We start from the raw sequence: 16000 nt of genomic DNA, 5'->3' as shown, positions 1-16000 counted from the left end.
GCTTTTTTTATTGTTCAGTTATTGGGTTTTGTTTTTTCTCTTTTCTTGTTAATTTAGCGATAATTAAATAAAACGACGGAACGAGGAGAAGAGTAAGGATTGTTGAGAACAATAAACCTGCGACAATCGAAACTGCCAGTGGTTTAAATAAAACATCACCTGTGTAAATGATTGGTGACAAAGCTGCGATCGATGTAAGAGAAGTTAAGATAATTGGTCTCATTCTTGCTCTTCCTGCTTCAATGACCGCTTCTACGGTAGAACCATAATGAGTTAGGTTCTGTTCGATAAATTCAACTAATATAACAGAGTTTCGAACTACAATTCCCGATAGTGAGACTATTCCTAGAACAGCAAGGAAACTAAGCGGCTGACCTGAAACAAACAATCCGATGATTGCTCCAGTTATCGCTAAGAAAACAGTCCCAGTAATAAGAAGCGGCATCAATAATGAATTAAACTGGATAGCAATGGTGAGATAAATAAGGAACAACACGATCACAAAGAGTTTAGAAACTTCAATAAAGAATTCGGTTTGGGCATCATTTTGTCCGCTCTCTACAAGAGAATACCCCTCCGGCAGATTCTCTTTAATTTCATCAACCCTCTTGTTGGCTTCCTTCGTAAAGGCTTCCTCTTTCCCTTCCTCAGGGTAGGCTTCAACAGTAATCGTCCGATCGCCGTTTAAATGCGGGATGACGCCTATACGCTCCGTTGTTTCTTCTGATATAACTTCATCAAGAGAAATCATTTGTGGTGGTTGATTTTCATTACCAGGAGTGTTGTTTATGACACTTAGTTCATTTAACGCGACCCCTTCTTCGACCCCATCATCCACGATGACTTTCATCGGTAGACGGTTTACGCCATTATCGAATGTCCCTAATGGAATCCCCGTATTTGCCAGCTGAATCTGAGATGTCACCGTTTCTATAGAAATATTGTTTTCAGCCAGCAAAGATCGATCAGGATTAAACAATACGAACGGTTGGTCTTTCTCAGCATTTGTTGTAGCTAATTCAGCTTCTTCTATATCAGCCAGCTGTTGTTCAGCTTGAAGAGCTGTATCCATTAATGCTTCGATTTCCGGTCCTTGAATCTGCACTTGTACGGGTGGGGAAGGGGGGGGACCAGATACAATCGTCTCTAGGAAGATTTCAGCATTAGGAAATTCTTCCCGCAGCGGTTCTTCCCATTCTTGAATGAAATCACTTGCACTTGTATGGTCGCGGTCGACACGGATAAGGACCTGCCCGGTATTTTCTCCTGTTCGCTGTAAGCCTGAACTAAACAGACCAGGAAGTCCTGTACCTGCAAATGTCGCTGATTCCCGAATGTGTTCATCCGAACTTTCGAGATAGTCAACCATCTCTTTTAGTTGTGATTGTGTATCTTCTAAAGTTGTTCCTTGGGGGTTTTCTACTGATATCGTCACTTCAGGACGATCGGCAGCAGGAAAGAACTCAAAGGGAATACGAACAGCAAGTAAAGAGAGTAATACACAAATCAATAGACCAGAAAGAGCTGTAATCCAAGGCTTTTTAGTTGTCCGGGGTAAAATATAATCTGCATATCCCTTTTCCATCCCATTGAATACTTTACCGAGCAGGCCGGATTTAGCTTTTGATTTTTGTTTCTGACGTCGTTTCCTTGCATACTGCACTGTTGGGATAAGTGTCAATGCGATAATGGTAGAAGCAACGACTGTAAAAATAAGTACAGATGGAAGAGCTCGGATGAAAGCTCCGTTTGTCCCCGATAAAAATGTCAAAGGGAGAAAACTGAAAATAATCATCAGCGTCGATGTAACAATTGATTTACCAACTTCCTTCACTCCCTTAACTGTTCCTTCAAGTGGACCGTCGCCAAGCTGGAACCGTCGCTGGATGTTATCATTCACTACAATAGCATCATCTACAAGAATACCAATCGCTATGATCATGCCAATAATGGATATCTGATTTAAATCTACTCCCACATAAGGAAGCGGAATCAACCCTATAATAATGGATATTGGAATCGCCAGGGCCACCAGAATAGCAGACGATAACGGTAGTCCGAGAATCATAATGATAATGACAGCGATGAGAGAGATGGAAAAAGAAGTGACCAAATTAGAAAACACTTCATCAATCACTGTGCTCTGTGTATAGAAACGATCCACCGATATGTCTGCGGGCAGATTGTCCCCCAGAGCCTCTACTTTTTCTGTAATTTGTTCCTGTAAAGCCGAAATGTTCACACCATCCTCAGCCAGGACGGTAATAGACAGTGCCGATTTCCCTTCATAGGCTATTAAATCCTGTACGGCCTGATTGTTTATTTCAATTGTGCCAATCTCTGAGAGAGAAACAGGGTTTCCTTCAGGGTTAAGTCCTACTGAAAGATCATTCATGCTCTCGATATCTGAGTATTTATTGAAAATCAACTGATTTATTTCTCCATCAACTTTCTCACTACCAATGGCAGCAGGACCAATTTCTTCACGAATGGTCTGGATGACCGAGAAGGCGGACAGTTGGTTTTCCTTAAGTTCTTCATTATTCAAGCTGACTTCAACCTGCTGTTCAGGCATACCCTTAATTAAAATAGATTCAACCCCGTTGATATTCGTCAACTGTTCTTCCCAATTGTTTAGCTGGTCACGAAGACTGTAAAGACTCTCAGTTTCGTCAGCTAATAGGTGATAGGAGGCAACTGCGGACATAGTCATATCTGTATTAACGGTTGGATCCTGGACCTCATCCGGAAATCCTCTTGCTACGTCCGAGACGGCTTGCCGAATTTTCGCATTTACCGTATTCGTATCCACGCCCCCTTGAAGAGTTGCTGTTACGGAACCAAAGTTTGTTGTCGATGCAGAAGTGATTTCATCAATTCCCTGAATATTTAATAGTTCATCTTCCAAAGGGTTAATAATGGTCCGTTCTACTTCTTGCGGGGTTGCACCTGGATAGGCTGTCGAAACAGACGCCACATTTACATCAATCTCTGGAATTTCTCTTTTGGGTAGCTGTAAGTATGTGAAAATCCCTGTGAAAATAAGTAAAATGATAAAAACCCAGACAATCTTCTTGTATTGAAGCAATGTCTTCATGTTATCTCCTCCATATATAAAATTGCTGCTAATTAAGTATAAACTTTTTTCTGACACAAGTGTCAATTATCTGCCTGCTGAATGTGTTCAAATTATTTATTTTTGAAGATGCTTTTCAAAGATATATAGATAAACAATAAAGGATATAAAAAACGATCCGCCTGTTACAGCTGGTGCAGCTTTATTAAATGAAGGCTTGATCTTGATTCCATTTAACTGAACTATCAATGTAATCACTCTAACTTACATATTTATCCTCATTAAAAATTTGCTCTTTTAAAGGACGGTGTTGATGTTAAAAAGTCATTCTATTATTAAACAGTTATATCGAAGACTTGATTTCGAGGATTATGAGTGATTGAGTTCAGTAAGTGGATAATACAAAAGAACCGCAGCCTTTCTCATAGCATAGTTTAATCGTGCTCCGGTACCTGTAGTACAGTTTTTTTCTGGCATTCCATTCCACTCTGCAAACATTTCGTAACTTGGTCCGCATAAATGAGCATATATGGAATTACTATAAACCTATAAAAGAAGCCGGTAATCTAAGAATAAATCTTTAGAAACCCTTCTAAATATGTAATCGCTTTACTTTTTGGCGGGAATCATATATAATTGCGTTCCCAAAACGAGGGAGGGATTACGATGAACCAGAACGAATTAATCAACCATGCAAAAGAGATTCGAACCAAAGCCTACACCCCTTATTCAAAGTTCCAGGTGGGTGCCGCCCTTTTAACCGAAGATGGAACCTTGTACACAGGTTGTAATATTGAAAATGCTGCTTATCCTGTTACATGCTGTGCGGAGCGGGTAGCTATATTTAAAGCGATATCTGAAGGACATCAAAAATTCAAAGAATTAGCTGTTGTTGCTGATACAAAAAGACCTGTTCCACCTTGTGGCTCCTGCCGCCAGGTGATGAGTGAATTTTTCGATTCAAATGTGACCATTTATACAACCAACCTCGATGGCGAAACAAAGACTTTTTCAATGGATGAAATTCTTCCTTTTTCTTTTGCTTCGTCAGATCTTCCAGAGGAACAAAAATAGGAAAGAGCGGATTAAAAGAGGAGAAGCTTCTCCTCTTTTTTTATTTTTGTCTTTTTTATTGGCTCTGTTAAAGTCGAGTGTTTATTTTAGAACATTTTTTATTAATATCCATTATCTGGAATAGTGACCTTAATCCGTTTATGGTCCTTTCCGTCCTTCCCAAGCCTCCTCATACAACCCTACGACGGAAGGAGTTCCTTAAAGCTTGTCTAAAAAACAACACTAAACTTTATCAGAGCCATTTTATTAAGGATAAATAATAAGAACCTGTAGGATATGATGATTTCGCCCAGTACGTTCATTGGTTTCATGACATACGCTGATAAGGAATAAAAAACAAGGAGTGAAAGCATTATGCATCATCATTCAATGCAGGACTCTTGCGGTTGTGGACCAATGTCACCGATGTCTCCAGCAGGCAATCGTCGTCGTCCCATCGTATGTCCCGTACAGCATTGTGTAGTAGATAACTACTTTTGCGAAAATCAAGACTATATCCACCCAACGCACGTACTTGTCCGTAATAACAATTTGTTGAATAATAACCATTACTTCCCATATATGGTATCCGAACAAAATAACTTTCAAACCCAGGATTTTGCGTACCCTCAAGGGTCTTCGCCAGACTATAATTGGATGGATTATATGAACCCGCAGGACATGGGACAAATGCCAATGGGGCAGGGACAAATGTCGATGATGGACGAAGAGGATATGGAAGAAACGGAAGGAATGTCTATGGGTCAGGGCCAGATGCCAATGATGGGTCAGGGCCAGATGCCAATGATGGGTCAGGGCCAGATGCCAATGATGGGTCAGGGCCAGATGCCGATGATGGGTCAGGGTCAGATGCCGATGATGGGTCAGGGCCAGATGCCGATGATGGGTCAGGGCCAGATGCCAATGATGGGCCAAGGGTAAGAAACTACTTTATGAATATTATTGAAATAAGCTGCTGTAAAAAGTGGCTTATTTTCATTTTTTAAGAAAAAACTATAGAATATAGGAAGTTTAGGTTAACCGATATAAAAGGAGGGTCCGTTCATGAAAACACTTGTCGTTACGGGTTACAAACCTATGGAAATGGGGATTTTTAAACAGAACGACCCGAAAGTGGCATTTGTAAAAGAGACGATTAAAAAAAGACTAATGTCCTACATAGATGAAGGACTGGAATGGGTCTTAGTATCAGGCCAGATGGGTGTGGAACTCTGGGCCGCCGAAGTAGTCCTCGATTTAAAAGATGAATTTGAAATTCAGCTGGGCGTTCTTCCCCCATTTGAAAACCAGGAGGAACGCTGGCCTGAGGATGTAAAGCTGATTTATGAGGAAGTAACTATGCTTGCTGATTTCTTTCAGCCTATATATAAAAAAGGCTACCAAGGTCCCTATCAGTTCAAGGCGAAGGATCAGTTTCTTATCGAACACTCCGATGGCAGTCTTGTCTTATATGATGAGGATACAGAAGGAAGTCCTCAATACTTTCTGCGGGCGGCAAAAAAAGCGCTTGAAACAAAACAATACGAAGTTACTTATATTACACCTCTTGATCTGGATGAGACGGTTGAAGAGCTTAGAATGTCAGATCCGGACTTTTGGAGCCAATAAAATTTGGAAATCAAATTGACATTTGACCCACCTTCTGAAAAAATAAATGTAATGTGTTAAACAGAGGTGAAAAAAATGAATGAAGAAGAGTATCATTTGAATGGTAAGGATATACTGGAGAAAGACTTTAAAACGTCTATGAGAGGTTACAATCAGGAAGAGGTCGATGAGTATCTTGATTTAATTATTCAGGATTACGATCGCTTCCAACAGGAAATCGAGCGTCTTCAACAAGAAAATGAACGATTAAAAAAGTTGTCCTCAAGTGAATCAAACCAGAGACAAAGACAAACGCAAACACCCGCCAGCAATCATCAAGTGAATTATGACATTCTAAAGCGAGTTTCTAATCTGGAAAAGGCCGTTTTCGGGAATAAATACGCTGATTAAATAAAAATTTCCATATGACAAACGTTTTATCGTTTGGTATAATGGTCAGGCACGTCAATTGAGGCGTATATGAATTAGTAATCCAATACATTTGAATACTCGGGTAATCGCTGTATGGTCAACCATACAGAGGAAAGTCCATGCTCGCACAAGCTGAGATGCTTGTAGTGTTCGTGTCTGACGAAACCATAAGTCAGGGGAGTTCTTTGAACTTACGGCAGGGAAAATTCCTACGTCTTCGGATAAGGAATGACTACCTTGAAAGTGCCACAGTGACGGAGCCGGAGTAGAAATACTTCGGGTGGAACGAGGTAAACCCCGCGAGCGAGCAACCCAAAAATAGGTAGGGGCACTTTTCAATGGGAAATGAACCAGAGAAAAGGTCGTAGTACGGCAGATAGATGATTGCCACCGGAGTACGAGGTTGACCACCGTTTGCAGTACGATGGAACAGAACATGGCTTACAGAGTATTCAAAGGTCGCTAATGATGCATAGGACACCCTTCTGAAAAGCCAAAACAGCTTTTTAGAAGGGTTTTTATTTGTTTACATATAAGGAGGGATCAGCATGTCAAAAAAAGTGACATTAATTGCTACTGCTGCAATGGGCCTTGAAGCGATCGTTGGAAACGAAGTGAAGGCCCTGGGCTATGAAGACGTCCAGGTTGAAAATGGAAGAGTAGTGTTTTCAGCAGATGTATCGGCTATTCCAAGAGCTAACCTTTGGCTGCGAACAGCAGATCGTGTCAAACTGTTAGTTGGTAAATTTAAAGCAACTTCATTTGACCAGCTGTTTGAAGAAACTAAAGCTCTTCCATGGGAAAAATATATTTCTGAGGATGGGGAATTTCCTGTTATAGGGAAATCAGTGAAATCAAAATTGTATAGTGTTCCTGACTGCCAGTCAATCGTAAAAAAAGCGATTGTGGAACGATTGAAAAAGAAACATGGCGTCACATCCTGGTTAAAAGAGACAGGGGCTTTCTACCGAGTAGAAGTCGCCATTCATAAAGATGAAGCTCTTCTGACCATTGATACTTCAGGAAGCGGACTGCATAAACGCGGGTATCGGGTAGGTCAGGGTGAGGCGCCTTTGAAAGAAACAATGGCAGCAGCCCTTGTTCAAGTTACGAACTGGGATGCTGATAAACCATTTGTAGACCCTTTCTGCGGTTCTGGAACAATTGCCATTGAGGCAGCTTTAATCGGTCAAAACATCGCTCCTGGATTTAATCGTGAATTTGCGTCTGAAGGTTGGGACTTTATTCCGCAAAAAGCGTGGGATGATGCCTTTGAGGAAGCGGAGGAAGCAGCCAATTACGATCAGCCCTTAAACATTGTGGGTTCTGATATTGATCCTCAACTAATCGACATTGCAAAGAAAAACGCAATGGAAGCCGGTCTGGGTGATCTCATCACCTGGAAGCAGATGCAGATGAGTGATTTAAAACCAAAAGAAGACAATGGCTATATCGTGTCCAACCCTCCGTACGGTGAGCGGATGGGGGAAAGAGAAGAGGTTGAAAACATGTACCGTGATCTTGGAAGTATTATGCGGGATCATCCGTCTTGGAGTGTATACATCCTGACTTCTCATGAAGGATTTGAAAAGCTGTACGGTAAACCGGCTACGAAGAGAAGGAAGCTGTTTAATGGGTTTATAAAAACCGACTATTACCAATATTTCGGAAAACAAATTAAACAGAAACCTAAAAACAATAAAGGTTTTAACGTTTAAACTCTATCCTCTTTTAAAGACACCCAGCTCATGCTGGGTGTCTTTTTGTATCCACTTGTAAAAATCCATAGGGATAAAGCAGGTTGTCAATTTAGATATATTCAAAAGATTGGTATAATAGTTGAGGGATTGACTTATAACTACATAACTTTTTATGAGAGGAAGAGATAAACGTGACGCAGACAACACAACAGAGATTTATGGACTTATTAAAAGAACAATCTTCCTATGGGGAAGCGATTGGACTCATGGCTTGGGATATGCGGACAAAAGCACCTAAGAAGGGGATTGATGGACGTTCTGAAGTTCTTGGTGTTTTATCGCAAAAAGTACATGAAATTCAAACCTCACAGGAAATGCGCGGCTATATCGATGAATTAAAAGGAAACGTAGCAGACCCTATCGTGCAGAGGTCTCTTGAAGAAGCCGAAGAGACGTATGAAAAAACTGCTAAAATTCCCACCCGGGAATATAGAGAGTATGTCACGCTTCAATCTAAGGCTGAATCCATGTGGGCAGAAGCAAAAGAAAAAAATGATTTTGAAAGCTTTCGTCCCTATTTAGAGAAGCTAGTAGAATATAATAGAAAATTTGCTGACTATTGGGGTTACGATGAACATCGATACGATGCTTTGCTTCATAATTATGAACCGGGTGTAACTGTTAAGGTGCTTGATGAGGTCTTTCCGAAGGTAAGAAAAGCACTAACTCACTTGTTACAGCAGACGCAAGAAGCAGCTACCCAACCGGACCCTTCCGTATTGGAAGGGCATTTCCCTAAAGACAAGCAGGCTCAATTCAGTGAAGAAATATTAAAACGCATGGGGTATGATTTTGATGCCGGGCGTCTAGACGAGACCGTTCATCCATTTGCTATCGGACTAAACACAAATGATGTTCGTGTCACTACAAAATATGATGAGAAAGATTTCAGAACGGCTGTTTTCGGGACCATTCATGAAGGCGGGCACGCTTTATATGAACAAAACATTGATCCTAAACTTGCTTTTACGCCGCTTGCCGATGGAACAAGCATGGGGATTCATGAATCCCAGTCTTTATTTTGGGAAAACTTCGTAGCACGTAGTGAAGGGTTTTGGAAAAATCATTATGAGCTTTTCAAGAAGTTCGCCCCGGAAAGTTTTCAGGATCTGCCTCTAGAAAAATTCTATCCTGCTGTCAACGAAGTAAAACCGTCGCTTATTAGAATTGAAGCCGACGAATTAACGTATTGCCTTCATATCATGGTCCGCTACGAATTAGAGAAGGCTCTTATTGGTGGAGAGATTGAAGTGAAAGACTTACCTGAACTGTGGAATCAGAAAATGGAGGATTACCTGGGTGTTAGACCACAAAATGATGGAGAAGGAGTGCTTCAGGACATACATTGGTCCGGGGGAGATTTTGGTTATTTCCCATCTTACGCTTTAGGATATATGTATGCCGCTCAGCTGAATACCGCCATGCGTAAAGAGATTGATGTAGACCAATTCATTGAGATGGGTGATTTTAAGCAGATAAAAAGCTGGCTGACGGAAAATGTCCATCAGTATGGAAAGATGAAAAAACCCCTTCAGATTCTAAATGATATCACTGGCGAAGGACTTAATCCAGATTACCTTGTATCCTATTTGTCGGGCAAATATAAAAAGATTTACAACTTCTCTTAACGTTGTTAAACCTGACCCATGAAACCCGTTTATTTGAAAACTATAACAGTTGAAATTAAGAGAAAAAAAGCCCATCTGCAGCGCAGATGGGCTATGGTTAGATTAGGACATTTCTTCCATCAGATTAGGAGTAGCCGGGAAACCAGCATCTTCGAGGATTTGTCCAAATTGATCATTAAATTCCTGGAATTTTTCGTCTGCTTTAGAAAAGTCAGCATTCTCAAGATTTTCATTTAAAGCAGCTTCTACTTCTTCATAGTAAGCCTGAAGAGAAGGGACAGCTTCTTCTAATTTTGTTTTTGTTTCTTCTGGAAGATCCGCTTCTACCGTATAATCGGCAGCTGTAGTAGCAGCTTCATTTGCTGCAGTTTTAGCTTCTTCTCCAGCTGATTTAATTTGTTCGGTATCAGGCTCTTCTGCTGAAACAGCTGTCTGATAAGCTGTGATTTTTCCCTGGTATGTTTTAAACGTGTTGGTTAGTTCCATTTGAGCATTTAGTAAGGCTTTCTTTACAGCCTGCTCATCTGTTCCTTGATCTTCATTTGTTTCTTCTGTCTGATTTTCGTTTTCTGTGTCTGTGCCTTCATCTGTATCCCCGCTGCATCCTGCGACCACTAATGCACTGGAAAGACCTAAGGCAATTAACCATTTTTTCATAAACAAATGCCCCCTTTATATATATCCAACGTTTATTGTAGGAGAGAGTTTATGAAATGTAAAGATTTAGCAAAAATGTTACACTATACTGAAAATTCATAACTATAGAGAGAAGGAGAACCTTATGTACTTACCAAATTTTAGATTAGACGATAAACTGGCAGTAGTTACAGGTGGAACGAAAGGAATAGGAAAAGCGATTACCCTTGCTTATGCACAATCAGGTGCGGACGTTATCATTATTGCTAGAAATGAAAGAGATCTTTCCTTGACAAAAAAGGAAGTGGAATCCTTTGGAAGACAAGCCTTTACAATCTGTAAAGACATTAATGAGTACAGCGATATTAAACAGGAAGTAGAAGAGATTCGTGGGGGCAGACCTATTGACATATGGGTGAACAATGCAGGGATAAACATACGAAGTGAGGCGGAGAACGTATCTGAAGAAGAGTGGGACCAAATCATATCGACCAACATGAAAAGTGCCTTTTTTCTTTCACAGTATGCTGGGAAGGTTATGAAAGAAAGTAATCATGGAAAAATAATCAACATCTCTTCTGTTGGCGGGCACACAGCCTTGAGAACCGGTGTGGTTTATGCAATGACCAAGAGTGCTTTAATACAAATGACTAAAAATCTAGCATTGGAATGGGGACCCTTTAACATTAACGTTAATGCCATCGGTCCTTGGTATTTCCCCACAGCTCTAACAGAAAAATTGCTTCAGGACGAAGATTATGTGCAGGCCATTTTAGAACGTACCCCGCTTAAACGAATTGGAAAGCTGGAAGAATTGAGCGGAGCAGCCGTTTTTTTGGCTTCTGAAGCAGGTAATTATATGACTGGTCAGACTCTATTTGTTGACGGCGGCATGACCATTTATGGCTTTTAATCCCGCATATATATCATTCTTTCATAAGATAATGTAGACAAACCTTAAGGGTGTCGAGTGTGTCTCGACACCCTTATTCATGTACAATATCTCTTTAAACTACATAAGATTCTAATGCTGTACAGGATTAGCAATGACTATATCAATGATGTTTATTATTGTAAATCTGTCATATTACCTCTGTTTTCTGCGCATATTAAAGGAAAAGGAGGAAAGACAATGCCATATATTCTCTCAACAGGAATCCAATGTGCGGATTATCCTTGTAAGCAATCTGCCGTTCAAAAGCTGGTCAATGAATTATTTCCACTAAAGGAACATGAAAAAAATAGATTGATGCCTATATTTGAACATGCAGAAATTGAAGAGAGGCAGTTTGCTGCTCCTCTGGAGTGGTTCCAAGAAGATCATGGATTAGCGGAAAGAAATGAGCTGTATCATAATCAGGCCTTGAAATATAGTATCGGAGCTATTGAGTCTTGTCTTTCAGATGAAAAAATGTTGAGTGAGAATGTCTCAGCTGATCAAATCGATCATCTATTATTCGTTTCTTCTACAGGAATTTCCACCCCGACTCTTGATGCTTACATAATGAATGAAATGAATTTCAAAGAGTCGACTAAAAGAACACCCCTTTTTGGTCTGGGCTGTGCGGGGGGGACAAGCGGGGTCGCAAAAGCATATGAGTGGCTGCTTGGTCATCCAGCTCAGAACGTCCTTGTTGTGTGTGTCGAATTGTGCAGCCTTACCTTTCAGCCGAAAGACTCCCGTGTAAGTAACTTTGTCGGTACAGCATTATTTGGAGACGGAGCATCAGCCGTATTAGTTGTCGGAGACGAATCTCCGTTACTGAACAGAGCGAAAGGTTCTATTCCCAGCATTTTAAATGCGAGCTCTAAAACAAAGAAACACAGTACAGATGTAATGGGCTGGAGGGTAGTAGATACAGGTTTTGAAGTTATTTTCAACAAGAGTATTCCACGCCTGGTCAAAGATTTCTGGAGTGTCCACGCAAAAGAGGTCATTGAGAACAATCATTGGGACATAAAAGATCTTCCTTTTATTGTCGCTCACCCGGGCGGCAAAAAAGTGTTGGAGAGTTATCAAGAGATTTTTGATTTAAAAGACCATGTATTAGAAATTCCGAAAAGTGTATTGGCTTCTCATGGGAATATGTCTTCCCCGACTGTCCACTTTGTTTTACACAAAGCTATGGGGTCTGATCCTCACAAAGGCACACGTTCCATCATGACTTCGTTAGGTCCCGGGTTCAGTTCGGAAATTATTAGTTTGGAGTGGAAATAAGATGGAGATTTTCTTGTGGATGATTTTTGCGTTTCTTATTTTTCAGCGGCTGGGAGAGCTGGCACTTGCTAATCGGAATAGAAAATGGATGATTGATCGAGGAGCTAAGGAATGGGGGGAAGGACACTATTTTTTATTCATTCTTTTACACAGCCTGTTTTTTCTTTCAGTTATAGTGGAGTTCATCTGGACTCCTTACTCAATGCATCCTGTTTTTTACGGAGCGCTTGCGTTTTTCTTTATTCTACAAATCTTGAGAGTATGGTGCATATCAACCTTAGGAAAAAGATGGAACACACGAATTCTTGTCCTCCCTGAAGAGGAACCAATCCGGAGGGGAGTGTATCGTTACATCAAGCACCCTAATTATGTGATTGTCTTTTTTGAACTTCTCGTTATTCCTGTTTTATTCCACGCTTATGTAACGGCACTTGTATTTCCTTTTTTACATTTGCTTGTACTGACAGTGAGAATTCCGGTGGAAGAAGAGGCTTTAAAAGAAAGAGTGTGAAAATTCAAAGAGTTATTGTCATGAATCCTTCTTTTTGCTATAATTCTAATTAGAAATGAAAATCATTTTCATTTAGGAGGAGACATATGGTTGTCCTTTTACTCATTGTTGTGGCTCTATACAGCAGTTTAATGGTTTATCTATTAGCGAAAGTTGGGTGCGCTCCTGCAGAATCAGTAATAGAAAGAATGAAGGACTGCAGAGAAGTAACTCCTATGACAAATAAACAAAGATACGAACAATCCATTTCAGCCAGGTGAGCGCACTTGGCTTTTATTTTTGCTGAAATGCAAAATAAGAAAAGCAATTACCTAATGAATACGGGAGGCTTTTAACCGGATTGTTTGATGAGATTACTGGTTTAATTTAATACCAGTTTCTTATTCAGCTACCAGCGGTTGTAAGGGGAAATAACTAAAGAAGTGCGGTGAAAATTATATTAACAGCCTTATATGAATTTATTTTTCCTTTATTTGTCCTGGCAGTTATAGTATTTCCTGCTGTTTATTTAAAGGATAGAGAGAACTTTAAAAAACAACTGCAAGAAATAACAATACATAAGCGAAAGATATCCTTAACCATTTTATATGCGGTTCTTTTTCCATTTGCCATTTTATTTTTTATTTATATCATAAGGTACATGATTTCTGTTCTGGCTTATTCATAAATGCCATTGTATTCTTGGATGCTTATATAAGCAAAAATTATGTATGGAATAGAACGTTCACATGAATAGTGACTTGGATTTTTAACAAACCCTCATTTTTATATAGGGATTTATGAGTCACAAAACTATAATAGTTTTTAGTAAGCTCATTTGTTAAAATAATTAAACATAGGATGTTTGTCGAATTGTGAATGGGAAAGTTCACTTCGTTATAACAGCAATCGTTAGAAATTTTGATTCTCAATCACCCGGTTGATTGCTGATGGATCGGATAAGGAGCGTTTTATGAACAAAAAACATGCTTTGGCTTATTTCCTTGAGGATTTATGGAGCAAGGGGTTTAAGTTGAGCGATGAACATGTACAATTCATTTACTTTGGAAAGAATTCTACGAATGCAACAGAATGGAAAACGGTCGTAGCTGTACGAATGACGTTAAAGCTCCAGCAATCGTTTGATCCAAGCTTCTTCATCAGTGTTTTAGAGCATATTGCGAAACCTCATATCGTAAGTAAACGACAGGCGTATGAAGCCATAGAGAAGCGGCTGTCTAATGGTACGGGAGCATGATATAAAACCCAGATCATGGATGATCTGGGTTTTGTGCTGCCTGCAGGCACTTTCGTGCTATGCGGTCTGCATTTTTGTTTTGTTTATCTGGAATCCATTTGTAGAATACATAGGAAAAAGCCTTTTCCAGATCTTGTATACGTTCTAATAAAGGAAGAAACTTTGCGTTTTTCGTATACTTACTATCTAAAGTGTCAACAGCAGCTTTAGAGTCGGAACGGATCGAGATAATTTCACCAGGATGGAGTTCCTGACAAATTTCTAAAGCATATATGATAGCTAGAAATTCGGCTTCATGATTGGTCCATGTCCCGAGAAACTGCTCGTATTCCTCATCGTGTTGTTTCCTCTTTATCACAATCCCTGCTGCACTGAAACCAGGGTCTCCACTGCATGCAGCATCGGTATAAACTTCAATCATTCCAGTGGACCTCCTCACTCAGAGTGACGCATTTTTTTCGCCATATAGAAAAACGGTGTATCTAAAGCAGCTACGATAAACTTAATGATATAGGTAGTGAGGAAAATTTCAAGCCAAATGTCCGTGGGATAGACCCCATAAAATGCAATTAAACAGAAGATAGCTGTATCCAGCAATTGACTTACCATGGTACTTCCGTTATTTCTCAGCCATAAGTACCGGTCGTTCGGAAATTTACTTTTCAATTTTGTATAAAGAAACACATCAAAGTACTGACTGATGATATAGGCAGCCAAGCTTCCCATAGCAATACGGGGGACAAGTCCAAATAACGTCTCCATTGCAGGCTGTGCCAGATCATTTTCACCTGGTGTAAACAATAAGGCGAACTGCATAATGATTGTCAAAATAATTAAAGTCGAAAAGCCCATCCAGACAGCTTTTCTTGCGTCGTTTTTTCCGTACTTTTCATTCAGAATGTCTGTCGCTAAAAATGCAGTCCCATATATGATATTTCCTAATGTGGCCTGCAGTCCAAAAATCTCTACGGTCTTCACGACCTGTATATTTGCAAGCACGGTAGACATTCCAATCCATACAAATAAACCTGGTTTACCAAATATTCGATATACGCCCAGCAATAATGCAAAATTAATGAAAGCATAGATTATCCACAAGGCTTCGTTGGTCATAAGGATCCTCCTTAGTTTTGATATTGCGGGAGTTTTCGAACCGCAGTTAAAAAATGAACAGCCATGAATTATACAATGGAATAGGCGTATATGCAAATCATTAGACATACTCACAGATAAGCGTTCCTGGTTTTAGGTCTTATATGTCGAAACTGCTTTATAGTTGTATATCCGTCCTATGAAAAAAGAGCAGCCTCTTAAGAGGCTGCTCTTTTTTACCATCTATTCTTTTACGACGTTCGCAGCTTGTGGGCCGCGGTCGCCTTCTACTATTTCAAAAGTAACAGCTTGTCCTTCTTCAAGAGACTTGAAACCTTCTTCCTGGATTGCAGAGAAGTGAACGAATACATCGTTCCCACCTTCTACTTGAATGAAGCCGTAACCTTTTTCAGCGTTGAACCATTTTACTGTACCATTTTGCATGTTCATTTCCTCCTAAGACTTGCACGTAAAACGTGGAAATTTCAAATACTGGACCGAAAAAAAGTTCCCATAGAAGAACGGAACATAAATTCCGAAGCACTTCTATGGGAACTACCTTACATTTATGTTTCCGATCGTGATATTTGCTTACCTCCAATATATCTTATACAACAAACTGCGTCAACATTCTGACTATAGTTTTCATGGGTCTGCGCAAAGAAGACACTATTATATCCATTGCCTATTTAAATTCTGAGGAGGCTGCATTGACAAAGCGAAAAGTTCAGAACTTCATGTACCAATAT

At 40.0% G+C, this 16000-nt stretch carries 16 protein-coding genes and 1 other RNA gene; 12 read left to right on the top strand and 5 right to left on the bottom strand.

All coding sequences use genetic code 11. The features are described 5' to 3' along the window. Window positions 1-7: 7 nt before the first annotated feature. Window positions 8-3097 carry an efflux RND transporter permease subunit gene (locus LC036_RS05390; RefSeq protein ID WP_226579236.1) on the bottom strand — a complete coding sequence of 1030 codons (3090 nt, stop codon included), beginning with the start codon at window positions 3095-3097 and terminating at the stop codon, window positions 8-10. Window positions 3098-3742: 645 nt separating this feature from the next. On the opposite strand from LC036_RS05390, the gene LC036_RS05385 reads away from it, so the two are divergent. The 7 genes from LC036_RS05385 to LC036_RS05355 all read left to right on the top strand — a co-directional run bounded on the left by LC036_RS05385 (window position 3743) and on the right by LC036_RS05355 (window position 9557). Continuing rightward, window positions 3743-4150, top strand: coding sequence for a cytidine deaminase (locus tag LC036_RS05385; protein WP_226579232.1), 408 nt, complete (start codon window positions 3743-3745; stop codon window positions 4148-4150). A 354-nt stretch (window positions 4151-4504) separates the two neighbouring features. Continuing rightward, window positions 4505-5071 (top strand): CotD family spore coat protein, encoded by a 567-nt coding sequence (locus tag LC036_RS05380; protein WP_226579230.1) that lies wholly within the window; start codon window positions 4505-4507, stop codon window positions 5069-5071. 123 nt (window positions 5072-5194) lie between these two features. Continuing rightward, entirely contained in the window at window positions 5195-5758 is a 564-nt protein-coding gene (locus LC036_RS05375; RefSeq protein WP_226579228.1) for an SLOG family protein, read from the top strand. A gap of 75 nt (window positions 5759-5833) precedes the next feature. Continuing rightward, on the top strand, window positions 5834-6148 hold the full coding sequence (gene gpsB / locus LC036_RS05370; protein WP_226579226.1) for a cell division regulator GpsB: 315 nt from the start codon (window positions 5834-5836) through the stop codon (window positions 6146-6148). 95 nt (window positions 6149-6243) lie between these two features. Next, an RNA gene (gene rnpB / locus LC036_RS05365) (RNase P RNA component class B) lies at window positions 6244-6618 on the top strand. Window positions 6619-6717: 99 nt separating this feature from the next. Continuing rightward, window positions 6718-7887, top strand: coding sequence for a THUMP domain-containing class I SAM-dependent RNA methyltransferase (locus tag LC036_RS05360; RefSeq protein WP_226579224.1), 1170 nt, complete (start codon window positions 6718-6720; stop codon window positions 7885-7887). Window positions 7888-8087: 200 nt separating this feature from the next. After that, window positions 8088-9557 carry a carboxypeptidase M32 gene (locus LC036_RS05355; protein WP_226579223.1) on the top strand — a complete coding sequence of 490 codons (1470 nt, stop codon included), beginning with the start codon at window positions 8088-8090 and terminating at the stop codon, window positions 9555-9557. Window positions 9558-9659: 102 nt separating this feature from the next. Here the strand turns inward: LC036_RS05355 and LC036_RS05350 are convergent, their stop codons facing one another. After that, window positions 9660-10214, bottom strand: a complete 555-nt coding sequence (locus LC036_RS05350; RefSeq protein ID WP_226579218.1) for a hypothetical protein — start codon at window positions 10212-10214, stop codon at window positions 9660-9662. 124 nt (window positions 10215-10338) lie between these two features. Between LC036_RS05350 and LC036_RS05345 the strand changes: the two genes are divergently transcribed. The 5 genes from LC036_RS05345 to LC036_RS05325 all read left to right on the top strand — a co-directional run bounded on the left by LC036_RS05345 (window position 10339) and on the right by LC036_RS05325 (window position 14159). Next, window positions 10339-11106, top strand: a complete 768-nt coding sequence (locus tag LC036_RS05345; protein WP_226579215.1) for an SDR family NAD(P)-dependent oxidoreductase — start codon at window positions 10339-10341, stop codon at window positions 11104-11106. Window positions 11107-11325: 219 nt separating this feature from the next. Continuing rightward, the gene (locus tag LC036_RS05340) at window positions 11326-12411 is read left to right on the top strand and encodes a type III polyketide synthase (protein ID WP_226579212.1); all 1086 of its coding nucleotides are present in this window, start codon (window positions 11326-11328) and stop codon (window positions 12409-12411) included. Window position 12412: 1 nt separating this feature from the next. Then, on the top strand, window positions 12413-12922 hold the full coding sequence (locus LC036_RS05335) for an isoprenylcysteine carboxyl methyltransferase family protein (protein WP_226579208.1): 510 nt from the start codon (window positions 12413-12415) through the stop codon (window positions 12920-12922). Window positions 12923-13008: 86 nt separating this feature from the next. Beyond that, the gene (locus tag LC036_RS05330; RefSeq protein ID WP_226579205.1) at window positions 13009-13182 is read left to right on the top strand and encodes a hypothetical protein; all 174 of its coding nucleotides are present in this window, start codon (window positions 13009-13011) and stop codon (window positions 13180-13182) included. Between the two features lie 692 nt (window positions 13183-13874). Further along, window positions 13875-14159 carry a DUF6123 family protein gene (locus LC036_RS05325; protein WP_226579203.1) on the top strand — a complete coding sequence of 95 codons (285 nt, stop codon included), beginning with the start codon at window positions 13875-13877 and terminating at the stop codon, window positions 14157-14159. Between the two features lie 13 nt (window positions 14160-14172). Here the strand turns inward: LC036_RS05325 and LC036_RS05320 are convergent, their stop codons facing one another. From LC036_RS05320 to LC036_RS05310, 3 genes are all read right to left on the bottom strand, one after another. Next, window positions 14173-14580 carry a ribonuclease HI family protein gene (locus LC036_RS05320; RefSeq protein ID WP_226579201.1) on the bottom strand — a complete coding sequence of 136 codons (408 nt, stop codon included), beginning with the start codon at window positions 14578-14580 and terminating at the stop codon, window positions 14173-14175. 14 nt (window positions 14581-14594) lie between these two features. After that, complete coding sequence (locus LC036_RS05315) at window positions 14595-15272, bottom strand: queuosine precursor transporter (RefSeq protein WP_226579199.1); 678 nt, start codon at window positions 15270-15272, stop codon at window positions 14595-14597. Between the two features lie 222 nt (window positions 15273-15494). Continuing rightward, entirely contained in the window at window positions 15495-15695 is a 201-nt protein-coding gene (locus LC036_RS05310; protein ID WP_035504999.1) for a cold-shock protein, read from the bottom strand. Window positions 15696-16000 lie beyond the last annotated feature (305 nt).

Origin of the sequence: Halobacillus litoralis, assembly GCF_020524025.1 — a bacterium.
GTDB classification, from domain to species: Bacteria; Bacillota; Bacilli; order Bacillales; family Halobacillaceae; genus Halobacillus; species Halobacillus litoralis_D.
The sequence above is the reverse complement of the archived record's forward strand: the minus strand, read 5'-3'. Positions and strand labels throughout refer to the sequence as shown.